This is a genomic window from Dokdonella immobilis (assembly GCF_900115085.1).
Classification (GTDB): Bacteria; Pseudomonadota; Gammaproteobacteria; order Xanthomonadales; family Rhodanobacteraceae; genus Dokdonella; species Dokdonella immobilis.
On the sequence record NZ_FOVF01000015.1, the window covers coordinates 71,097 to 93,419 of the forward strand.

Annotated in this window: 18 protein-coding genes and 3 pseudogenes; 8 read left to right on the forward strand and 13 right to left on the reverse strand. The window is 65.8% G+C overall.

Translation table 11 applies throughout. The features are described from left to right. Positions 1-61: 61 nt before the first annotated feature. The 3 genes and pseudogenes from BM125_RS20640 to BM125_RS11425 all read right to left on the reverse strand — a co-directional run bounded on the left by BM125_RS20640 (position 62) and on the right by BM125_RS11425 (position 3,183). A complete protein-coding gene (locus tag BM125_RS20640) occupies positions 62-1,672 on the reverse strand; it encodes a tetratricopeptide repeat protein (protein WP_245778897.1) in 1,611 nt (536 codons plus the stop codon). A 114-nt stretch (positions 1,673-1,786) separates the two neighbouring features. Then, positions 1,787-2,620: pseudogene (locus BM125_RS20985) on the reverse strand (serine/threonine-protein kinase); the annotation flags it as partial. After that, the gene (locus BM125_RS11425; protein ID WP_175498044.1) at positions 2,617-3,183 is read right to left on the reverse strand and encodes an RNA polymerase sigma factor; all 567 of its coding nucleotides are present in this window, start codon (positions 3,181-3,183) and stop codon (positions 2,617-2,619) included. The gene BM125_RS11425 and the pseudogene BM125_RS20985, both read right to left, overlap by 4 nt. A gap of 232 nt (positions 3,184-3,415) precedes the next feature. On the opposite strand from BM125_RS11425, the gene BM125_RS11430 reads away from it, so the two are divergent. Beyond that, positions 3,416-4,513 carry a PA0069 family radical SAM protein gene (locus BM125_RS11430; RefSeq protein WP_092408057.1) on the forward strand — a complete coding sequence of 366 codons (1,098 nt, stop codon included), beginning with the start codon at positions 3,416-3,418 and terminating at the stop codon, positions 4,511-4,513. A gap of 21 nt (positions 4,514-4,534) precedes the next feature. Here the strand turns inward: BM125_RS11430 and BM125_RS11435 are convergent, their stop codons facing one another. Together BM125_RS11435 and BM125_RS11440 are read right to left on the reverse strand one after the other, a co-directional pair. Then, entirely contained in the window at positions 4,535-5,083 is a 549-nt protein-coding gene (locus tag BM125_RS11435) for a response regulator transcription factor (RefSeq protein WP_092408059.1), read from the reverse strand. After that, entirely contained in the window at positions 5,080-6,318 is a 1,239-nt protein-coding gene (locus BM125_RS11440) for an ATP-binding protein (RefSeq protein ID WP_175498045.1), read from the reverse strand. The genes BM125_RS11435 and BM125_RS11440 overlap by 4 nt, the downstream gene beginning before the upstream one ends. A gap of 273 nt (positions 6,319-6,591) precedes the next feature. Here BM125_RS11440 and BM125_RS11445 point away from each other — a divergent pair, with 273 nt between their 5' ends. Next, positions 6,592-7,548: a hypothetical protein gene (locus tag BM125_RS11445; protein ID WP_092408063.1), complete on the forward strand. Its 957-nt coding sequence runs from the start codon at positions 6,592-6,594 to the stop codon at positions 7,546-7,548. A 117-nt stretch (positions 7,549-7,665) separates the two neighbouring features. Beyond that, positions 7,666-7,932 (forward strand): hypothetical protein, encoded by a 267-nt coding sequence (locus BM125_RS11450; protein ID WP_092408065.1) that lies wholly within the window; start codon positions 7,666-7,668, stop codon positions 7,930-7,932. A gap of 224 nt (positions 7,933-8,156) precedes the next feature. On the opposite strand, the gene lpdA is transcribed toward BM125_RS11450, so the two are convergent. From lpdA to BM125_RS11470, 4 genes and pseudogenes are all read right to left on the reverse strand, one after another. Next, on the reverse strand, positions 8,157-9,968 hold the full coding sequence (lpdA, locus tag BM125_RS11455; RefSeq protein ID WP_092408067.1) for a dihydrolipoyl dehydrogenase: 1,812 nt from the start codon (positions 9,966-9,968) through the stop codon (positions 8,157-8,159). A 45-nt stretch (positions 9,969-10,013) separates the two neighbouring features. Continuing rightward, on the reverse strand, positions 10,014-10,568 hold the full coding sequence (locus tag BM125_RS11460) for a DUF2059 domain-containing protein (protein ID WP_092408069.1): 555 nt from the start codon (positions 10,566-10,568) through the stop codon (positions 10,014-10,016). A gap of 21 nt (positions 10,569-10,589) precedes the next feature. Further along, positions 10,590-12,011 (reverse strand): annotated as a pseudogene (locus BM125_RS11465) (dihydrolipoyllysine-residue acetyltransferase); the annotation flags it as partial. Between the two features lie 140 nt (positions 12,012-12,151). Beyond that, entirely contained in the window at positions 12,152-12,508 is a 357-nt protein-coding gene (locus BM125_RS11470; protein WP_217647858.1) for a DUF6970 domain-containing protein, read from the reverse strand. 363 nt (positions 12,509-12,871) lie between these two features. Here BM125_RS11470 and BM125_RS11475 point away from each other — a divergent pair. From BM125_RS11475 to BM125_RS11490, 4 genes and pseudogenes are all read left to right on the forward strand, one after another. Further along, positions 12,872-14,437 (forward strand): annotated as a pseudogene (locus BM125_RS11475) (ABC-F family ATP-binding cassette domain-containing protein); the annotation flags it as partial. Positions 14,438-14,679: 242 nt separating this feature from the next. After that, a complete protein-coding gene (locus BM125_RS11480; protein WP_092408073.1) occupies positions 14,680-15,312 on the forward strand; it encodes a glutathione S-transferase family protein in 633 nt (210 codons plus the stop codon). Positions 15,313-15,367: 55 nt separating this feature from the next. Continuing rightward, positions 15,368-15,790, forward strand: a complete 423-nt coding sequence (locus BM125_RS11485) for a VOC family protein (RefSeq protein ID WP_092408075.1) — start codon at positions 15,368-15,370, stop codon at positions 15,788-15,790. A 96-nt stretch (positions 15,791-15,886) separates the two neighbouring features. Beyond that, the gene (locus BM125_RS11490; protein WP_092408077.1) at positions 15,887-18,316 is read left to right on the forward strand and encodes a serine/threonine-protein kinase; all 2,430 of its coding nucleotides are present in this window, start codon (positions 15,887-15,889) and stop codon (positions 18,314-18,316) included. Between the two features lie 25 nt (positions 18,317-18,341). Here the strand turns inward: BM125_RS11490 and BM125_RS11495 are convergent, their stop codons facing one another. From BM125_RS11495 to BM125_RS11510, 4 genes are all read right to left on the reverse strand, one after another. Continuing rightward, positions 18,342-19,112, reverse strand: a complete 771-nt coding sequence (locus BM125_RS11495) for a DUF2884 family protein (RefSeq protein ID WP_175498046.1) — start codon at positions 19,110-19,112, stop codon at positions 18,342-18,344. A 455-nt stretch (positions 19,113-19,567) separates the two neighbouring features. Beyond that, on the reverse strand, positions 19,568-20,905 hold the full coding sequence (locus BM125_RS11500; protein WP_092408081.1) for a M48 family metallopeptidase: 1,338 nt from the start codon (positions 20,903-20,905) through the stop codon (positions 19,568-19,570). A gap of 156 nt (positions 20,906-21,061) precedes the next feature. Then, positions 21,062-21,517, reverse strand: coding sequence for a hypothetical protein (locus BM125_RS11505; protein ID WP_092408083.1), 456 nt, complete (start codon positions 21,515-21,517; stop codon positions 21,062-21,064). Between the two features lie 100 nt (positions 21,518-21,617). Continuing rightward, positions 21,618-21,968 (reverse strand): uracil-DNA glycosylase family protein, encoded by a 351-nt coding sequence (locus tag BM125_RS11510; protein WP_092408085.1) that lies wholly within the window; start codon positions 21,966-21,968, stop codon positions 21,618-21,620. A gap of 72 nt (positions 21,969-22,040) precedes the next feature. Between BM125_RS11510 and tnpA the strand changes: the two genes are divergently transcribed. After that, positions 22,041-22,323 (forward strand): IS66 family insertion sequence element accessory protein TnpA (gene tnpA / locus BM125_RS20445; RefSeq protein ID WP_217647859.1); only part of this gene is annotated, 283 nt, incomplete at its 3' end.

Below are 22,323 nucleotides of genomic sequence, written 5' to 3' on the forward strand. Positions count from 1 at the left end.
ACTCGCAGTGCGTGCCGCGCTCCAGCTCGCTATGGCTATCCCACCGCGCAGGGGGGCACGCTCAGAGCCGTTCGGCGTGGCGTCTCAGCGCTGCGGCCCGTTCTGCGGTCACGATGAGGCCGGCATGTTGCAGAGTCTGGGTAGCAAGAGCCCGCGCCGCCTCATGGTCGCGCTTGTCGGCGTAGAGATCACAGCGCAAAAGCATCAGCTCGGCGTAGTCCTGTGCAATCTCATCCTTCCCGTCCCAACGCGCTATCAAGGTATCGAGAAGTTGAACGGCTTCGTCGTGACGGTCAGCCATGTGGGACAGGGACTGCGCGAGCGCCAAACTCCATGAAAAATGCAGATAGTGATCGGGACCGAAGAATTTTTCTTCGATACGCAACGACTCGCGCAGATAAGCGGCAGCATTGCGCCAATCCTTCTGCAGACTGAATGCAGTGGCACGACGTACCGAAACCAATGCGTTCTGATAGGCATCGGGTCCGAGCAGCTGACTCATTTGCACTTCGGCTTCGCTCAGTAACTTCTGTGCCTCGTCGAATCGGCCCTGCAACGCCAACGCCCAGGCCAGCTCGGCTTGGGCGAACCAGGCAATGCCCGAACGCAGACCGCCGGTTTCGCGGTGCAACTTGAGCGCAGCACGCAGGTCCGGTTCAGCACGCTTGCCGTCCTTGAGCTCGATCCAGATCTTGCCGCGATTGCCCAGCAGCTGCGCAAGCGTCGTGGCTTCATTCTCCGGCAACGCGCGTTCGGCGGCATCCAGGGCCGCAATGGCCGACGTCGATTCGCCGGCTTCGCTCTCCAGCCTCGCTCGAGTGATGAGGATGTCGGCCAACTGCACATTGCGTTCACCCAACCGTTGTCGCGAAATGGCAGCTCCCCGGTCGAGCACGAGTCGCCCCTCCGAGAAGTCGCGTGCCCGGCGCAGCACTTCTCCGAGCACCAACAGGGGTCGAACGAGACGGGCATCGCCCGCACCGAATCGCTTCTCGATCAGGGCAACTGCCTTGCGCAGGTTCGCCAGCGCTTGTTCGTCCTGGCGAAGTTGTTCCTGTACGGCGCCGAGGGAGACCAGTGCGCTGATCGCCTCGGGGTGTTCGTCGCCCAGTTGGCTGGACAGCAGCATGTAGGCGCTTGCCGCCACGGCCTGCGCATCCTTGAACCGCGACAGGGCCAGAAACGTGGACGCCGAAAGCGCGTCGATCCTGCCCACGGCGACACTCTGCGTGCCTGCGGCCGCACCCGCCTGCTGCAACGCGTGATCGAAGTAGCGTTGCGCCTCGTCGTTGCGCAGTTCACGCCGGGCCAGGGCGCCTCGCAAGGCATCGATTTCAGCTCCAAGCAGTGGCTCTTCTCCGTGCGCCAGTTTGCTCGCGGCCAGATCGAGGGTCTCGTGGGCAGCAGCGAGCTCGGAGAGATTCAATTGCGCTTCACCGAGGACACGCAGCAATTGAGCCTGGCTCAACGAATCATGGCCCAGTTCGTCCTTTACCCGGCTGACGGCCGCGGCAATAAGCTCAGCGGGAGTCTGCGCCGATTCCGCGTTGCGACTCAGCGGATCCTGTTCGCGATAGATCGCCGCAAGGAAGTCCGAAACGCGCTCTGCGCGTTGCCGCTGCAACTGCTCGCGCTGCAGTCCGACAGTCGTGGCCAATGCGATACCGACCAAACCCACGACCACCGATGCCAGGAGCCAACGCCGGACCCTCAGCCTGGGGGCGTCGATCAGCCGTTGCAGGGTCTGCTGCAGGGCTCCGGCTCTAGGACGCGCAGCCGGTTCCGGATCGAGCAGGGCGGTTATCAATGCGTTCAGGCCGCGCCACCTCGAGGCGAAACCGGGGTGCGAGGATTCCGGATAGCGACCGGTCGCCAAAAGATGCGCAAGGACGCCATAGGCATAAAGATCGACCGCCAGCGTTCCAACCCCGCCCGCAGCGATTTCGGGCGCCAGATAGCGCGGCGTGCCGGCGCTGATGGCCTTGCCTTCCTCGTTCGATTCGAAACCGGCGCCGAAATCCATCAGGATCACGCGACCCTGATGATCGAGCATTACATTGCTGGCCTTGATATCGCCGTGCACGAGCCCTGCCTCGTGCACAGCATGCAGGGCATCGGCCAGCTCACGCAGGACGCGCAACAATTCATCGTCGCGCAACGGACCCGAACGAGCTATCCGCGCACTGAGTGTTTCGCCCTCGATCCAGTCGGTCCAGATCCCCGCGCGGCCTGCGTGATAGCTGGCGCCATGCACGGCCAGGACATTCGAATGGCGTACCCGAGCCAGACGACGCGCCTCGGCGACGAAGTCCACGCCGCTGGGCAGAAGAGCCGCGCCATCGACATGGCGCAGCTTCAGCGCAACGAGGCGATCCAGAGTCGGATCGTAGGCCCGGAAGACTTCCCCGAAACCGCCCTGCCCGGCAAGCTCGAGCTGTTGCAGGTGGCCCCAACGGGGACCGCCGTCCGCCGAGTTGTTCATGGCCCGCGCCAGCGATTGCAGCTTGCCCAGGCGCCGTGCCAGATCGGGATCCCGCGCCAGCAGCTCGCTCAGATCCACGTCTTCACCATCGGCGATTCGCCGGGCGATGTCGAGGGCAGGGTCGGGGCCTTGCGTCATTCGAGATGTTGAGCCAGCTCGATGAGCGCGCGCGACACCATCATGCTGGCAGCGGCTTCGCTCGGACGACCCAGCGCCGCGGCGATTTCGGCATAGCTCATGCCGAACTCCAGGCGCAGCAAGACGGCCTCGCGCTTGGGCTCGGGGAGTTTCGCCAGCGCCCTTTCGTAGTCGAGCCACTGATCGCTGTCCAGGCGCGGCACCATGGAGTCCACGCCCCGGGCATCGTCATCCTCCGTTATCGATTCGACTTGTCCGGCACGCCCGACGCGTCGGATCTCGCCGCGAATCGCGTTCATCAGCGTCGTGCGCAGATAGGCAAGCAAGGCACCCTCGTGCTGCGATCTGAATTCGTCCAGTTTCTTCAATGCCGAAAGGAGGGTGATCTGAACAAGATCGTTGGTGTCATTCAGGTCCCTCGCACGGGTCGGCAGCCTTCCATGCGCCCAGCGCCGCAGCATCGGCAGATAGCGGGCCATCAGCCGTTCGCGGGCCGATTCATCCCCCTGGCGCAGTAGCGACAACAGGGTTGCCGTGGATTCCGAATGGGCGACGTCGGCCATTCGCGGATGGTATGCCAACCTCCGCGTCCTGTCCCGGAGCACTTGATCGGAGCGTCGCCCGCGGCGTCGACCTCGGGCCTGTACCCACAGCCACGGGGATAGCGGGTTCGGCGGGATCGACCCCGGTGCAATACCTGCGCCGGCCGGTTGCCGGATGCTCATTGCGTGCAAGATCCTCGCGGCCCGACCAGCGGGTCTCTCGATGTGATACGCATCGGCTCATAATCCGCGCATGGCCAGGCACGACCCCGAAGACCTGAATCGCCCGACCCGGATCAAGGGCCGCGGTGCGGGCAGCAATCGCGAGGGCCGCTTCGAAGAGCTGACGAAAACACTCGAGGACGACGGCTGGTACCGAGAGGGGGAAGGGGCGCCGCGGCCGCCGACCCATGTGTCGCTGGAACGGGCCCGCAGCATCATCAGCCGCAACGACTCGCCGGACATTCCGTTCACCCAGTCGATCAATCCGTACCGCGGTTGCGAACACGGCTGCAACTACTGCTACGCGCGACCTTCACATGCGTATCTGAATCTCTCGCCCGGGCTCGATTTCGAGACGCAACTGTTCGCCAAGACCAATGCCGCCGAACGTCTGCGCGTGGAGCTGGCCAAACCCGGCTACGTCTGCGAGCCGATCACGCTCGGTGCGAATACCGACTGCTACCAGCCGATCGAGCGCGAGTACCGGATCACGCGAGAAATCATCGAAGTGCTGCATGAATGCCGGCATCCGCTGACGATCGTGACCAAGAATGCGCTGGTCGAGCGCGACCTCGACCTGCTCGCACCGATGGCGCGGGACAATCTCGTCCAGGTGTTCGTTTCGCTCGGGAACCTCGACAACCGCCTGGCGAGCACGCTCGAGCCGCGTGCGACCGCACCGCACCGGCGCATGCAGGTGATTGCCAACATGACCGCGGCCGGCGTGCCATGCGGCGTACTGGTCGCGCCGATCATCCCGGCCGTCACCGACATGCACATCGAGCACGTGCTCGAACAGGCTGCGGCAAACGGCGCCAACATCGCCGGCTACACCGTGTTGCGCCTGCCGCTGGAACTGAAGGAGCTGTTCCGCGAGTGGCTGGACCTGCACGTTCCCGAGCGCGCCGAGCACGTCATGAGTCTGATCCGGCAGATGCGCGGCGGCCGCGACTACGACGCGCGCTTCGGCGCGCGCATGCGCGGCGAGGGGCCTTATGCCGACCTGATCCGCCAGCGCTTTGCGCTGGCCTGCCGCAAACACGGCCTGGGTCGATCGCGCGACCTGTCGCTCGACACCGCGCTGTTCATCCCACCGCGACCCGATTCCCCGCAAGGGTCGCTGTTCTAGACCCGCGCAGGCACGAGGGGCTCAGTCCAGTTCGTCCGGCGAGCGCCGCTCACGACCGGGTTTCTTGGCCAGCTTGCGCTGCAGCGAGCGACGGTGCATGCCGAGCAGTCGTGCCGCGGCGGAGATGTTGCCCTGGCTGTCGATCATGGCCTGCTGGATATGTTCCCATTCCAGTCGACTCAATGGCGTCATGGTGTCCTCCGGTTCCGGCTCGGCGCCCTCCTTTTCGCCGATCGCGCGCAGGATCGCGTCCACCGTGGTCGGTTTGGCCAGGTAGTGGTCGGCGCCGCGCTTGATCGCCTCGACCGCGGTGGCGACGCTGGCGTAGCCGGTGACGAGCACGATGCGCGTGGCGGCATGCGCTTCGCGCAGCGGTCCGACCAGATCGAGGCCACTGTCTTCGGCCAGCTTGAGGTCGACGAGGGCGAAGTCGGGCGCATGCGCGGTTGCGGCGGCAATCGCCTCGACCGAGGTCATGGCCGTTTCGACACGATAGCCCCTGCGTTCGAGCGAGCGCTTGAGCGCGCTCAGGTACAGCGCATCGTCGTCGATCAGCAGGCAGGTCTTCATGCCGGGTCCTGCGCCGGCAGGGGCAGCCGGAAGCAGATGCAGAGGCCGGGGCCCTCGGTCTCACGCGCGTAGAGGTCGCCTTCGAGGCGCTCGACCGTCGCGTGCGACAGGGCCAGCCCGACCCCGAGTCCGTGCGATTTTCCGCTTGCGAACATGCGCGAGGGCAGCGGCATCCGCGCCTCGGCGAGGCCCGCACCGTAGTCGCGGATCTCGCCATGCAGCATGCCTTCGCGAATATCGAGCGTGAGATCGACGCGACGCACGCCGACCGCTTCGCCGGCGTCGGCGGCGTTGTTGAGCAGGGTCTGCAGCAGGTGGCCGACGGCCACGTCGACGTGCGTGGCCCCGGCGACGTCTCCGTGGCGGAACAGCGCGATCGACGGGCGCACCAGCTGCCAGCGCTCGATGACGCGTCGCAGCTCGACGAGCGCCGTGGCACCGACCTCGGCGCCGCTGCCGGCCGGCGCCGCCAGTTCGTGCACGCGATCCCTGCAGACATCGACGAGCGAACGCAGGGTGCGGTGATCCTCGCGCAGGGCGCCGTCGCGGTCGTCGTCGATGAGGTCGTCGAGCATGAAGGTCATGGTCGCCAGCGGCGTATTGAGTTCGTGGGCGACCGAGGCCGCATGCGTGGCCAGGGCGATGATGCCCTCGTTGCGGGCGAAGCGCTCGCGCAAGCTCGAAAGCTCCTGTTCGCCGCGGCGCAGGCGCGCCGACATGCGCACGAACAGGTAGAGCAGCACGGCCGCGGAAACCAGGAAGTTGGCGGCCATGCCCCAGAGGTGCAGGTCGAAGCCGCTGAGGCTGCCGTGCATGTGCGGCAACGGCTGGCCCAGCACGACCGAAACGGCGTAGCCGGTCGTGCACATCAGCGCGACCAGGCCGGTCGCGCGCACCGGCAGGGCCAGTGCGGCGAAGGCGATCGGCAACAGGAACAGCGAAGCGAACGGATTGGCGATGCCGCCACTCCACGCGATCAGCCAGGCCAGCACGGCGACGTCGACGCCGATGTGCACGAGGACTTCGGCAACCCGCGGCTCGCGCACCTGCGTGGCGCGCCAGTGGGCGAGCCCATTGAACGCGGCCAGCGCGGCGATGCCGCCCCAGAGCGCGCTCGCCTGCAGGGCCAGGCCCAGGCCCCCGGTCACGATCGCCACGGTCAGCGACTGCCCGGCGATGGCGATCCAGCGCAGGGTCACGAGGGTCTTGAGCAGGGTCGAGGCGGTGCGTTCCACGGTGGCTAGTATGGAATCTCGCGCAAGAAATGGGTGTGACGGGGCGTCGCATCCCGTCGCCTGCGTCACTCGGTCACGTCCCCGCACGCGTTCGACGGGCAACCATGCCCGGCTGGCGCGGAACATAGGAATCCGGCGCCGCTGCGACCGGCGAATTGCCCGCATTTCGTCAGCCCGGCGGTCGGGGTGTCTCGGCCTGAGCGCGGCGCGTGCGCGCAGCGTTCAGACCTTCGGCATCCCGGTCGCCACCTCATCCGCCAGGAGAACCGGACCATGAATCTTCGTAAGGCCTTGCTTCTCGCCCTTGCCGCGTCGTCGATCGGTGCCGGCCCGGCCTGGGCCTGCTCAAGTTGCGGCTGCACCTTGAACTCGGACTGGGCCAGCCAGGGCTATGCGGTCAGCCGCGGCTGGCGTTTCGACCTGCGCTACGACTATTTCAATCAGTCGGACCTGCGCTCGGGCCGTGATTCGGTTGATGTCTCCTCGTTCGAAGTCCCGAACGAGGAAGAGATCCAGCGCACCACGATCAACCGGAATATTTCGCTCGGCTTCGACTATTCGCCGTCGCGCAGCTGGGGCATCACCGTGCTGTTGCCCCGATACGACCGCTGGCACAGCACCCTCGCCGAAGACACGACCGAGCTGTCCTACTCGCACTCGCGTGGCATCGGCGATGCGCGAATCGTCGGCCGCTACCAGGGCTTCAACCCCGATGCCGGCTTCGGTGTCGTGTTCGGCCTCAAGCTGCCGACCGGTGCCACCGATATCCGATTCAATGCCGGCCCCGAACAGGGTGAGCGTGTCGATGCCGGCTTGCAGCCGGGAACCGGCAGCACCGATGCCCTGGTCGGCCTCTACCAGTTCGGCAACCTGAATCCGGAGTGGGGCTATTTCGCCCAGGCGCTGCTCCAGCAGCCGCTGAACTCGCACGACGACTTCAAGCCGGGCACCGGTATCAATCTCAATGCCGGGTTGCGCTACAACGGCTGGAAGGTGGTCAGTCCGCAGCTGCAGGTCAACCTGCGCAGCGAACGACGTGAATCGGGTGACAACGCCGATGCCGAAAACAGTGGCGCGACCCTGGCCTATCTGAGTCCCGGCGTGAATTTCCGCTTCAATGCGCACTGGGACGGTTATCTCTATACCCAGTTCCCGCTCTATCAGCGCGTCAACGGCCTGCAGCTCGAGCCCGAGCGCTTCTATTCGGTCGGCCTCCAGTACCGGATGTAGCCGCTCGGCACATCCTGCACTGCGGTCATCGCTCGTCGGCAGGGTTCAGTTTCATCGACGCATACTCGACGGACCGGACTCGTTTGCCGAGTTCCCTGCATCGATGAGGAGCTTGCCATGTCGGAAGAATCGACCAAGACGCCCACCGATCATCTCGCGGACACGCTCTCCCAGCTCAAGGAGATGCGCCACTACTCCAAGACCAATGTCGAACATCTGACTGCGTCGTGGATTCTGTTCGAAGGGGAATTGAAGTCCCTCAAGCAGACCGAGAAGATCGAAGCGCTGATGAACAAGCAGGGCGAGTTTCACGATGCGCTGGAAAAGACCATCGAGGATCTCGAGGCGCAGCACAAGGAAATGACGGCGGAACCCGAGGAGTAGCGGAGCAGCGTTCGAGTTCGGAAACGAAGGCCCGGTGGCGCGGCACGAAGTTCGTGATCGGGGCTGGAGCGGTTCGCACCCGTAGGAGCGCCTTCAGGCGCGATGCCCTTTCGGGATCTTGCCAAAGAGCATCGCGCCTGAAGGCGCTCCTACGAAAGGCGGCGAACAGGCGGCGCGGAATTCGAAGACACTTCCCGCGCATCTCCCTCGCTGTCGGAACGCACCTATTTCTTCTTCGGAATATACAAATCCGTGATCGTGCCTTCGTAGACTTCGGCGGCCATGCCGACCGACTCGCTGAGGGTCGGGTGCGGGTGCACGGTCAGGCCGATGTCGGCGGCTTCGCAGCCCATCTCGATGGCGAGATCGATTTCGGCGATCAGGTCGCCGGCGTTCGGCGCAACGATGCCGGCGCCGATGATGCGGTGGCTGGCTTCGTCGAAGAGCAGCTTGGTGAAGCCTTCGGTGCGGCCGATGCCAATCGCACGACCCGAGGCCGCGTGCGGGAACTTGCCAACGCCGTAGGCGATCCCGGCCTTCTTCGCTTCGGTTTCGGTCAGGCCGACCCAGGCGATCTCGGGATCGGTATAGGCGACCGACGGAATCACGCGCGCGACGAACTCGCTCTTCAGGCCGGCAGCGACTTCGGCCGCGACCTTGCCTTCATGGGTGGCCTTGTGCGCGAGCATGGGCTGGCCGACCAGGTCGCCGATCGCGAAGATGTGCGGCACGTTCGTGCGCATCTGCTTGTCGACCGGGATGAAGCCGCGCTCGGTGACCTTGACCCCGGCCGCTTCGGCATTGATCTTGCCACCGTTGGCCGAGCGCCCGACCGCGACGAGCACGCGGTCGTAGGTCTGCGGCTCGGGCGCCTTGTCGCCCTCGAAAGTGGCGGTGAGGCCCTTCTTGCCGGCCTCGATCTTCGCCACCTTGACCTTGAGATGGATACCGGCGTAGCGCTTGGACAGGCGCTGCTGCAGGGGGCGCACGAGGTCGGTATCGGCGCCGGGCATGAGTTGGTCGAGCAGCTCGACCACGGTCACTTCACTGCCGAGCGCGTCGTAGACGCAGGCCATTTCTAGGCCGATGATGCCGCCACCGACGACCAGCAATTTCTTCGGAATGTCGGCGAGATCGAGCGCATCGGTCGAATCCATCATGCGCTTGTCGTCCCACGGGAAACCCGGCAGCTTCACGGCCTGCGAACCGGCCGCGATGATCGCCTTTTCGAAGCGCACGAGCTTCTTGCCGTCCTTGCCTTCGACCTCGATTTCGTTCGCCGAGATGAACTTGCCGGTGCCCTGGACCGTCGTCACCTTGCGTTGCTTGGCCATCCCGGCGAGACCGCCGGTGAGTTGCTTGACGACGTTGTCTTTGTTCGCGCGCAGCTTGTCGAGGTCGATCTTCGGCTTGCCGAAGCTGATGCCGATGTCTTCGGCGTGGGCGGCTTCTTCGATCACGCGCCCGGCATGCAGCAATGCCTTGGACGGAATGCAGCCGACGTTGAGGCAGACGCCACCGAGCGTCGCATGGCGCTCGATCAGGACCGTGTCCATGCCGAGGTCGGCGGCACGGAATGCAGCCGTGTACCCGCCCGGACCGGAGCCGAGCACGACCACCTGGCATTCGATGTCGGCCTTGCGCCCGCTGGCCGATGCAGCCTTCGGCGCGCTGTTTCCCTCTCCCCCCGGGAGAGGGTGCCCCGAAGGGGCGGGTGAGGGTTCGGACTTGCCCGCAGGCTCGGCCTTCGGCGCGGCCGCCCCGGCTTTCGCCGGCTTCTCGGCGGCGGCCGACGCCGCGTCGGTTTCGAGGATCGCCACGACCGTGCCTTCGCTGGCCGTATCGTCGACCTTGACCTTGACCTCCTTGATCACGCCATCGGCCGGCGAGGGCACTTCCATGGTCGCCTTGTCCGACTCGAGCGTGACGATGCCCTGGTCCTTCTTGACCGAATCACCGGCCTTGACCAGCACTTCGATGACCGGGATATCGCTGTAGTTGCCGATATCGGGGACCTTGATCTCTGTCGTTGCCACGGGAAACTCCTTGGGTGCACTGTCGAAACCGACGCTGGCGTCTGCTTATTCTTCGGAAGCGGTCTCGTCCGCCTCGGCTCCCTGCGCGCAGGTCTTTGCCGCCGCCTGGATGCGCGTGCCGTACTCCTCTCCGAGCGCCTTGAGCTCGGGCATCATCGCCTTCATCCGGTCCTGTGTGATGACCATGGACTTCTGCATCAGCTCGGGCATGCGCTCGATCAGCTTCTTGCCGATCGGCGAGCGGTAGAAATCGATGACGCCGCGCAACTCCTCGACCGTGAAGACATCCGCATAGACGGCGGCGATATCGACCTTCAGGTTTTCGTCGGTCAGGTAGTCCATCATGCGGTCGCTCAGCTTGCCGGAAAATTCGCGCAGCACCGGTTGCGCCGCTTCGCAGGCAGCATAAGACTTGAACTGCTCCTCCATCATGCCGCGCATCTGGCCCTGCATCGATTGCATGGTCTTGTCGAAATTCATGATCTGCATCAGCTCGATGGACAGCGTGATCTTTTCATCGACCGGCTTTGCCGCGGAAGGGGCCGCTGCTGCCGAACCGCAGATGAGCAGCAGGAGTGCAAATACGTACAGCTTCTTCATGACGAATCTCCTTGTCGGGGGTCAGAGCAACACGCGACGCATGTCGGCCAGCACCTGGCCGAGGTAGGTGGTGAAGCGCGCGGCCGAGGCGCCGTCGATGACGCGGTGGTCGTAGCTCAGGGAAAGCGGCAGGATCAGGCGCGGCTGGAAAGCCTTGCCGTCCCAGACCGGCTTCGTGGCCGACTTCGAGACGCCGAGGATCGCGACCTCGGGCGCATTGACGATCGGCGTGAACGCGGTGCCGCCGATGCCGCCGAGGCTCGAGATCGAGAAGCAGCCGCCGGACATGTCGGCCGGGCCAAGCTTGCCGTCACGCGCCTTCTTCGCCAGTTCACCGGTCTCCTGCGCGATCTCGATCACGCCCTTCCGGTCGGCGTCGCGGATGACCGGCACGACGAGACCGTTCGGCGTGTCGGCGGCGAAGCCGATGTGGAAATACTTCTTGAGGATCAGGTTTTCGCCGCCGGCATCGAGCGAGGCGTTGAAGTCCGGATACTTCTTCAGCGCGGCGACCACGGCCTTGATCAGGAAGGCGAGCATGGTCAGCTTGATGCCGGCCTTCTCGTTTTCCTTGTTGAGGCTGACTCGCAGGGCCTCGAGATCGGTGATGTCGGCATCGTCGAACTGGGTGACGTGCGGGATCATGACCCAGTTGCGGGCGAGGTTGGCGCCCGAGATCTTCTTGATCTTCGACAGCGGCTTGGCTTCGATCTCGCCGAACTTGCCGAAATCGACCTGCGGCCACGGCAGCAGGTCGAGGCCACCACCGCCACCGGAGACCGCGGCGCGCGCCGGCCCTGCCGAGAGAGCGCGCTTGACGAAATTCTGCACGTCCTCCCGCGTGATGCGGCCGGCGCGGGCACTGCCGGTGACCTTGGACAGATCGACGCCGAGCTCGCGCGCGAACAGGCGCACGGCCGGGCTCGCATGCGGCACCTTGTCGGGCATGACCGTGTCGGCGCCGAACGTCACCGGCGGCGTGCGCGGGCCCGAGGCTTCGGGATCGATGTCGGGGGCCAGCGCCGCTGTTTCGATTTCGCTCAGACGCGAAGGCTGACTGGTGTCGATGGTCGCCTTGCCTCCCTCTCCCGCCGGGAGAGGGTGCCCCGAAGGGGCGGGTGGGGGTTCGGTTCCTGCGGGCTTCTCCGCGCTTGGCGCCTTCTTTGGCTCTTCGGCTTTCTTCGGCGCTTCGGCCTTCTTCGCCGACTCGCCGCCTGCTTCAGCCTCGATGATCGCAACCACGGTGCCTTCGGAAATCTCGTCACCGAGCTTGACCTTGAGCTCCTTGACCACGCCGGCGACCGACGAGGGCACCTCCATGGTCGCTTTGTCCGACTCGAGTGTGACCAGGCCCTGGTCCTTGGCGACCGTGTCGCCCGGCTTGACCAGGACCTCGATGACCGGGATATCCGTGTAGTTGCCGATATCGGGGACTTTTACTTCGTGGCTGGCCATCAAACTGCTCCGGGATGGGGTCGACAGGGGGCAATCGCGAACCGGCATTGTCGCCCTGATGGACGATTACGCCAACCGCTCGCGGCTTGCGACGCATATTCGCGTCTCCGGCAGGCGATGCGGGACCGCTATTGACCGCGCGGATCGGCCCAGATCAGGACTTCGTCGCTGCGCTTGGCGGCGAAGTCGGTGCAACGTCCGTCGCCACGGCCGGTCAGCCCACCATCGGGTGAACAGACGACGCCACCGCTCTCGTCATACAACGTGCTCGGACGGTCGCAGCAGCTCGGCGGCACGTAATAGACGGTCTTGTCGTGATAGCGGTATTGCACGATCCGGTGCGGCGGATTGGCCACCGGCTTGGATTCGAAGCCGGCGATCAGGCCGTCTATCCAGGGCGCCCGGGTCGGCGAACTCGCCGAGCAGGCGCTCGTGCCGGCCAGGAGCACGGCGAGCAGGGGCGGGACGTTCCATGCGGCTTTCATGGCAGCTCCACGTGAACAGGGCACGCGCGAGTATCGCCTGTCCATGCCGGGGTTTTCGAATCCGCGATGAACGCGGTCTTTGCGGGCGAGACTGGTCCGGGTTCTGGTAATGCACGCTCCTGCCCCCGTAGGTTGGGGTGAGCGCGAGCGAACCCCAACAACTTGCGGTCGTGAGTTCGAGGCCGCGATGGCGCCGAGGACTCTTGACCTCACCCCTGCGCCGGCAGGATCCAATGCCTGCAGGCCGCGCGCGGGGCGCTGATTCGAAACACGGCTTCCCGTACAATAGGGGGTTGCAATGTTGTCCCTGCGGCTTGCGCACCCGTCGCAAGCGTCGCCCCTGTCACTCCGGAACACCGTCCCATGATTTCCTTCCGCAACTTCGCCTTGCGCCGCGGCGAGCGCCTGCTGCTGTCCAAGGTCGACATCGCCCTGCATGCCGGCTGGCGGGTCGGCGTGGTCGGCCGCAACGGCTGCGGCAAGACCAGCCTGTTCGCCGCGATCCTCGGCGAGGTCGAAGCCGATTCGGGCGATCTCGAGAAGTCGCCGAAGCTGCGCATCGCCAGTGTTGCCCAGGAAACGCCCTCGCTGCCCGATGCGGCGATCGATTTCGTCGTCTCCGGCGACACCGAGGTGCATGCCGTGCTCAAGGCCGAGGAAGCAGCGATGGCGGCCGAGGACTGGGACGGGGTGGCCGCCGCGCACCAGCGCATGGCCGAGATCAACGGCTACGACGCCACCGCGCGCGCCGGCAAATTGCTGCATGGCCTCGGCTTTCCGGCCGAAACGCACCAGCGCGCCGTCTCCGAATTCTCCGGCGGCTGGCGCGTGCGGTTGAACCTGGCCCGCGCGCTGATGATGCCGAGCGACATGCTCCTGCTCGACGAACCGACCAACCACCTCGATCTCGATGCCGTGCTCTGGCTCGAGCAGTGGTTGCTCAAGTACCCGGGCATGTTGATGATGATCTCGCACGATCGCGAGTTCCTCGACGGCGTCGGCACGCACATGCTGCATCTGCACGACGGCACGGCCAAGCTCTACAGCGGCGACTACACGAGCTTCGAGCGCCAGCGCTCCGAGCAGTTGCGCCAGCAGCAGATCGCGTTCGAGAAGGAGCAGGCCGAGCGCGCCCACCTGCAATCCTTCATCGACCGCTTCAAGGCCTCGGCGGCCAAGGCCAAGCAGGCGCAATCGCGAGTCAAGCGCCTGGCTAAGCTGGCCGGCACCGAAGCCGTGCGCGCCGAGCGCGAGATCCGCATCAGTTTCGCCGATCCGGTCAAGCTGCCGAATTCGCTGACCCGACTCAACAAGGTCGACGCCGGCTATGGCGAGGTCCGGATTCTCGGCAAGGTCGGCTTTGGCCTCGAGGCCGGCGACCGCATCGGCCTGCTCGGCCCGAACGGTGCCGGCAAGTCGACCCTGGTCAAGACCCTGGTCGGCGAACTGCCGATCCTGGCCGGCGAGCGCAGCGCGCACCCGGACATGGAACTCGGCTACTTCGCCCAGCACACGGTCGAATCGCTGCACGAGGGCCAGTCTCCGATCGAGCACCTGCGCGACATCGCGCCGGGCACCAGCGTGCAGGAATTCCGCGACTTCCTAGGGCGCTGGAACTTCGCCGGCAACCGCGCGTTCGAGAATGTCGACGGCTTCTCCGGCGGCGAACGCGCGCGCCTGGCCCTGGCCCTGATCGCCTGGCGCAAACCCAACGTGCTGCTGCTCGACGAGCCGACCAACCACCTCGACCTCGAGATGCGCGAAGCCCTCGCCGAGGCGCTGAGCATCTTCCCCGGCGCGATCGTCATGGTCTCCCACGACCGCCACCTCATCGGCCTGGTCTGCGAAACCTTCTGGCGCGTCTCCGACGGCAAGGTCGAGGAGTTCAAGGGCGATCTCGACGAGTATGCCGCTTGGCTGAAGTCGCGGGCTTCGAAGGCGGCCTGAAGGCCGGGATTCGGGATTCGGGATTGGTAAAAGCGATCGAGCGGCTTCGATGTTTGATCCCGGTCGCCCCTCATTTCTTGGGCGTGCAGATTCTGGCGGGTATGATCTGGAGCGCTGTATCCCGGCTTTCGCCGGGATGACGGCGCGCAGGAAGCAGGGTCTCCAATTGAACCTGATGCTTGCTAGTCACACGCATTTCCGAATCCCCAATCCCGGCCCCAACCATGTACACCCTCTACTACTCCCCCGGTGCCGCCAGCATGGTCGTGCACCTTGCCCTACTCGAGCTGGGCGTGGCGCACGAACTGCGCCTGATCGATCTCGAAGCCAGGGCGCAGAAGGATCCGGAGTACCTGCGCCTGAATCCGAACGGGGTCGTGCCGACCCTGATCATCGATGGCGCGCCGTACTACGAATGCGCGGCGCTCCTGCTGCTGCTTGGCGAGCGGCATGCCGAGGCTGGTCTTGCGCCGATGCCGGGCCAACCCGGGCGCGGGCGCTACCTGCAGTGGGTGCTGCATCTCGCCAATACCTTGCAGCCGGCGTTTCGGCAGTGGTTCTATCCGGCCGATTTCGGCCCGCCCGAGCAGAGCGATGCGCTGCGCGATTTCGCGCGCCAGCGCATCGAAGCGGCGTGGGATCGTCTGGATGCCCATCTCGCCGGGCAAGGCCCCTACGTGCTGGGCACGGCGTTCAGTCTTGCCGATCTGTACGCCACCATGCTCATGCGCTGGTCGCGCAACATGCCGAAGCCGGCCGATCGCTGGCCCGCGCTTGCGGCACTGGCCCAGCGCATCAAGGCGCGTCCGTCCTGGCGCCGGCTGTATGCGATCGAGGGCCTGACCGAGTGGGCCTGAACGCGCGACCCCGCCAAAGGGTCCAATCCAACTGCACTGGACAACGGAGTCATCGATGAAATACCTGCACAGCATGGTCCGCGTGCGCGATCTCGACGCCTCGCTCGAGTTCTACTGCAAGCAGCTCGGCCTGGTCGAGCTCAAGCGCGTCGACAATGAAAAAGGCCGCTTCACCCTGGTGTTCCTCGCTGCACCGGGTGACGAATCGCGCGGCCAGATCGAGCTGACCTGGAACTGGGACAGCGAGGACTACGGCAGCGCGCGCAATTTCGGCCACCTCGCTTTCGCCGTCGACGACATCTATGCCTTGTGCCAGCGCCTGATGGAGGCTGGCGTCACGATCAACCGGCCGCCGCGCGACGGCCACATGGCCTTTGTCCGCTCACCGGACCTGATCTCGATCGAACTGCTGCAGAAGGGCCCGACCCTGGAACCGCGCGAACCGTGGCTGTCGATGCCGAACACGGGGGTCTGGTAGCGTGTAGGCTGCGCTGGCTGATCCAGCGGCGGCAACGCGTGGCGCGACGCACGCGGCTGCCAGTCCCTTCCCGTTTGCCGCCCCAGGAGGCTGCGGATGACGCATGAAAAGGACGCCTCGGCAACGGCGGCGACCGAACTCGACGCATTGCCGGTCCAGGCGCACGATTCGACGACGCTGGCGCCCGGCACCCGGCTCGGTGTCTACCGGATTCGCCGCGCCCTCGGCGAAGGCGGCATGGGCCAGGTCTACCTGGCCGAACAGACCGCTCCGGTGCATCGCGATGTCGCCCTCAAGCTGATCCGCGAGCAGATCGCCAGTCCGCTGGCGTTGGCCTGGTTCGAGGTCGAGCGCCAGGCGCTGGCGCAGATGCAGCATCCGGCGATCGCGCAGATCTTCGATGCCGGCACCACGCCGGAGGGCCATGCCTACATTGCGATGGAGTACGTCGAGGGCGTGCCGCTCGCCGACTACTGCAAGACCCATGCGCTCTCGCGCAAGCAGCGCATGGCCCTGTTCGTGCGCATCTGCCAGGGCGTCCAGCATGCCCACCAGAAGAGCGTCATCCATCGCGACCTCAAACCGGACAATGTGCTGGTTCGTGACATCGACGGCACACCGATGCCGAAGATCATCGATTTCGGCATCGCCGTCGGCGGCGACCCGGCGGCACAGGGCGCGGTCGTGTCGGCGCCGCACAGCGAACGCGCCGGCACGGCCATCTACATGAGTCCCGAGCAGGCCGCGGGCGGCACCCGCGACATCGACACGCGCAGCGACGTCTACGCGCTCGGCGTCATGCTCTGCGAACTGATGACCGACGCCAGCGCCAGCGCGCTGAGCACGCGCGCGCACGGCTCGGCGGCAGACTTGCACGGCACCTTGCTCACCGCGTTGGCCAGCAATCCGGCCGCAGTCGACGCGTCCGCGAGTAATCAGGCCTTGCTGGATGCCGCGCGCCGGCTGCCGATGGAGTTGCGCGCGATCCTGCGCAAGGCACTGGCGATCGACCGGGCCGATCGCTATGACTCCGCGGCTGCACTGGCCGATGACCTCGAACGCTTTCTTGAACAGCGCCCGGTCAAGGCACTGCCGCCGACGCGCACCTATCTGACCCGTTGCTTCGTCGCCCGCCACCGCTTCGGACTGTTCGCAGTGAGCGTGGTCCTGGCCGCCCTCATCGTCGGTGCGGCACTCGCCGTGCACGGACTGGCCCAGGCCCGGGCTTCGGCCGAGCTGGCCCGGGCCGAGGCGGCGAAGTCCGCGCGCGTGGCCGGTTTCGTGCGCAACATGCTGGCCGGCATCGACCCGGACCGCGCGCGTGGCATGGACAACACGCTGATGCACACGATCCTCGATTCGGCAGCCGAGCGGATCGGTCGCGAACTCGGCGAGCAACCCGGGGTGCGGGCCGAAATCGAACGCACGATCGCTGAAAGCTATGCCTCGCTGGGCGACTATCGTCTCGCGCAGGCGCACTTCGACGCAGCCGTCGAGGCCAGCACCAGCGCGGGTTTGCCGGCCGGCGAGATTGCTCGGGCGCAGGCGCGTTCGGCCTACAACCTCGACAACCAGGGTCGGCAGGCGGAGGCGCTGGCCGCGGCCAGCCAGGCTTCCGAACGCGTGCAATCGCTGCCGCGGGACGATCGCGACCGACTCAGTGTCGAATCGACCCTGGCCAGCGTCGAAGCCGACACCGGCAAGCCCGAGGAAGCGCGAACGCGTCTGCAGCAGGTGCTGGAACGGCAGCGCCGGCTGTTCGGGAGCGACAGCGAAGACGTGCTGGCCACGATTTCGGCACTGGCCGACATCGATCTCGATACCAACCATCTCGATGAAGCACAGCCGTTGTTCGAGGAACTGCTCGAACGACGCATCGAGCGCTACGGCGACGAGCACTCGAAGACCTTCGCGGCAACCAACGGCCTGGCCATCGTCGCACTCGAGCAGAAGCGCTTCGCGGATGCCGAAAAACTGCTGGCGCCGCAGCTGCCGACGATCGAACGCGTCTTCGGCGCCGACCATCCGCTGACCTTGCGCCTGGTCAGCAACCTCGGTGGCGCGATCCGGCAGCAAGGCCGCAATGAAGACGCGCGGCCCTACTACGAACGTGCCGCCGCGCTATCGCGAACCCTTTACGGCGAACAGAATCCGAACACGATCGTCGCCGATTCCAATCTTTCGCTGCTGCTGCGCGACAGCGGCGACCTCGCCGGCGCCGAGGCGCGCGGTCGCATCGCGGTCAGGAACGCCGACATCGTCTGGCCCAACAATGCCTATCGCGCCATCATGCATCGCGAGCTGGCGACCGTTCTCGTCCTCGAACAGCGCTACGCGGAGGCCGCGTCGGAGCTCGACCTCGCCTGGGATGTGCTGAGCAAGGCCCAGGGATTCGGGCCGCAGCATCCGCGCAGCCAGGATGTCGTCAGCACCGCGCTCGACCTCTACAAGGCCTGGGGCAAACCGGACCGCGAAGCGGTCTGGCTGGCACGCAAGGCCGATGCGGCCAGCGCGGCGGGCGGCTGACCCGGGCTGGCCTTGTTCGGCGATCTCAGCGCTTGACGCGGACCAGATCGACCGGTGAACCGTCCGGAAGCCTTGCGTCGATCTGCGCCTCGATGCGGTCGAGGTCCCTGGCGCGCTCGCACAGCGCATCGGCACGAGCCTCGATTTCCTTGGCCCGCTTCTCGACTGCCTTCTCGACATTCTTCTCGATCGATCCGGCGCGGGCCTCGAGCTCGGCGACCGCGGCATCGTCGCCGCTAAGCGCGACCTGGATCGCCTGGGCCGTGATGTTGCCGACCATCTCACCGATCAGCGCGCCAACCGAGCGCTCGATCAGGTCCTCGACCTCGCGGTCCGAATGCGGGCCCCACGAGTCGCGCGCATTGATCGAACGCTTGAGTTCATCGGCGGTACGCGCGATTCGCTGCGCGCTCTCGCGCGCCTGATGGGCGTCCGAGGCGAACGCGGTGGAGACATGGCCGACCGCTTCGAAGGCGATGCCCACGGCATCCACGGCCAGCGCCTTGGCTTCGGGAACAATGGCGCGGATGCCACGCTCGAGCTCGGCGAAATGCGCCGCATCGGATGGACTCAGGGGCAGCGACCGGCCGTCGATCTCGACCCTGCCGCCCGGCAGCAGGGTGACCACGGCTTTCGACGATTCGTCGGTCAGGGTGATCCGACTGCCATCGATGCGCGTCGAATAGTTGCTCTGCACATCGCAGTTGTCGCCATCGACATGGATGCGGGCGACAGCCGCGCTGGCGGCGAAGGCGAACGCCAGGGTGCTGGCGCCGAGCAGGGTGCGGGAGATCATCGCGGTGGGCCTCTGTGCAACGGAAGATGCCAATTCGATGCATAGCATCGCATTCGGGTTTAACGCACGCATGTCCCGATCGTCCCCCAACCTCCGGCCTCCCTGCCGGAAGTCACGCGTGTCGCGGCGAGTGTGCACGCGGGTGCCCCTCTCCCGTCGGGATAGGAGTTGGGGCAAGGATGCGCACAGCGCGAGTCCTCCAACGCCTCGCGACACCGCACCCTCATCCGCCTGCGGCACCTTCTCCCGGGGGGGGAAGGAAAAGAGCGGCTTCGAGCCTCTTCCGGAGCGGGGGAAAAGAGCGGCTTCGAGCCCCTCTCCCCTCGGGAGAGGGGTTGGGGTGAGGGTGCGCATAGCGCGCGAAACCTCCAACACCTCGCGACACCGCACCCTCATCCGCCTGCGGCACCTTCTCGCGGGGGTAGAAGGGATAGAGCGGTTTGCGAGCGATACCGCTATTCAGTGACCGGGTGCGCGTTGGCGGTCGGATTGTCCGGGTGCTCCTTGAGCCAGACCATCGAGCGATGCACGCGGGCATAGCCGCTCGGATGATCGTAGAAGAAGATTTCCTCGAGCGGTCCGGGCTTGATCTTGCGATAGGTCGACAGGCGCATCGCGGCCATGGCGAAGCCGTTCGGTTCGCCGGCCGCGTTCAGGCCATAGGCATCGGCCTCGGCTTCGGCCTGGCGCACGATCGAATTGAGCAGCGGCGTGGCCACGAAGAAGAACAGCGACAGGATGGCCAGGGCCAGCGGCAGCGCGGCCGGATCACCGCGGCCCTCGAGGCCGAAGCGCGTGCCCCAGCGGGCCATGGCGCGATCGAAGAAGCGGTGCACGACCCAAAAGCCGAGCGCCAGCACCAGGGTCATGTAGACGACGAGGCGCAGGCCGTGGTTGAGCACGTAGTGGCCCATTTCGTGGCCGAGCACGGCGAGGATCTCCGGTTTCGAAGTGCGCTCGAGCAGGTTGTCGTTGAGCGCGACCCGGGTCGTGCCGAGGAAGCCGGCGACATTGGCGCTGATCCGAGTGGTCTGTTTCGAGGCATCGAACTCGACCACGTTGTCGTCCGGAATCATGTTGGCCCGGGCCAGCGACAGGACAGCTTCGCGGACTTCGCCCTGGCGCAACGGCGTGTAGTGGTTGAACAGCGGATCGATGAACACCGGCGCGATCATCATGAAGAACAGGATCAGCGCGAAGGCACCGCCACTGGCCCAGATCCACCAGCGATCGCCGGTCTTGCGCACAGCCGCGTAGAGCAGCGCGAGCACCGGCGGCAGGATGATCAGGCCGACCAGCAGGTCCTTGAGCTGGTCCAGCGACCAGTCGCCGAAACCCTGCGTGGCGAGGCCATAGGCGTGCTCGCGGAAGAAGCCCGTGTAGATCGTCCACGGCAGGCTCAGCAGGGTACCCAGCAACAACCATTGCGCGGCATAGATCATGGTCTGCAACCAGGGTCGCCGGCTCCAGCGCCGGCCGCGATCGCGCATCGCCCTGGACAGACCCGTGGCGAGCAGGATCCAGGCCACGGCGAGGCCGTACAGCAGGCCCCACAGTTGCAACCAGTAGCCGCCCTCGAAGTAGGCATCGGATTGCGCTTTCTGCTCGGGGCTGAGCAGGTCCAGATAGGCCTGGGTGGCGCGGTCGACGTCGAAATCCGGACCCGGTCGCGCGGCATCGGGAATCTGAAGGCCAGGCGGCAGTTCCGCGGGAGGCGCCGCCACCACCAGCGCCGAACCGACCAGCAACCACCCAAGCATTGCCACCAGGACCCATCGAGCCAGATTCTTCATGCACCATCCCCTTGCCGAGCGAAGGCGCCCACCCTACTCCTGTCCGCACCGGTCGCGAAGCGGTCGTTCGTCATGCGCGGCGAAAAAAAGCCGCGGCATCAATCGATACCGCGGCCTTGGCCAGTAAACCCACTCGTTGGATGTTGGAGACGGCGCTTAGTCGGCCTTGCTGATCGTGAAGCCGCCGAAGCTGATGCCGAGGTCGACGCCCTCGCCGGTGCCGGCCAGCGCCAGCGAAACGGTGCCCTTGGTCAGCACCTGGGCCGTGGCCGACTTGCCGGCTGCGGCGGTCGCTTCGCCCTGGGCATAGGTGCCGAGGATGTCGCTCATCTTGTGCACGTCGGTGAACTCGCCCTTGCCGTCGTCGATATGCGACTTGCCGACCGTGAGGCCACCGCCCTTGGCCGAGATCTTGACCTTCATCGACTCGCCGTTTTCGCAGGTGACCACGCCGCTGCCTTCGGCATGCTTGTAGATGGCGGACCAGCCGGTCAGGCTGAAGCGCATCGTGCAGTCGAGCTGGGCGTCCGCGGCCTGGGCACTCGGCGCGGTTGCGGCAGCAATGGCCAGGGCCAATCCGGCCGCTGCAAATCCCTTGTTGATCGCTGTCATGGTGAAACTCCTCTCGTTGGGGTGGGCGGAGTTTCACCCTGAATTCCTGAACGCGATGAAACTGAACGGAGTAGCGGACCCACTATCTGAATCGGCGTGTTCAGCTGCTCCAGTCGAGTAGAGCGCGCCAGTGCGCGCGCTTCTGCGCGCGCGTCATGCCGGCGTTGGCCGGACTCGTCGAAGGCAATTCGAGCACGCTGAGCGGTCGCGCAATGCGCGCTTCGAGCGCCGGCAGGACCAGGCGCCGGAACGACTGCCGGGCGCGACCGCCGTTCAGCGCGATGGCGACGATCGACGCATGCGCGGCGAGCAGGCCCGGAATGTCGTTGGCGACTTCGCTGGCACGGACGATGTTGCTGTCGAGGCTGCCGGCGCGCTCGCAGTGGGCCAGCACATCCCAGATGCCGACTCCGCGCGCATGCAGACGCGCGATGCGCTCGGCATAGTTCAACTCCGGGCCGGCATCGAACAGCTGTAAGCGCCTGCCTACGACACCTGTAAGTCATCGCTCCGATTTGCTTCGATGCGCGCCCGTATTCAATGGAGCGCAGCGATGGTCAGCAATTCGGAGTTTTGGTCGAGCCACATGGCGGCATGGAAGAGCGGTGGCCTGACTCAGGCGGCGTATTGCCGTCGGCACGCCTTGAGTTTGCCAAGTTTTGGCTATTGGCGGCGCATCCTGAGGAGGCAGCCAATGATGCCGTCGTCGCCCGCGGTCGTGCCCATCCTGGTTGGCGAACCGGAGTCGGTCATTGAGGCAATCGAGGTGCACTTGCCCAATGGCTTGCAGGTACAGGTGCCCGTCG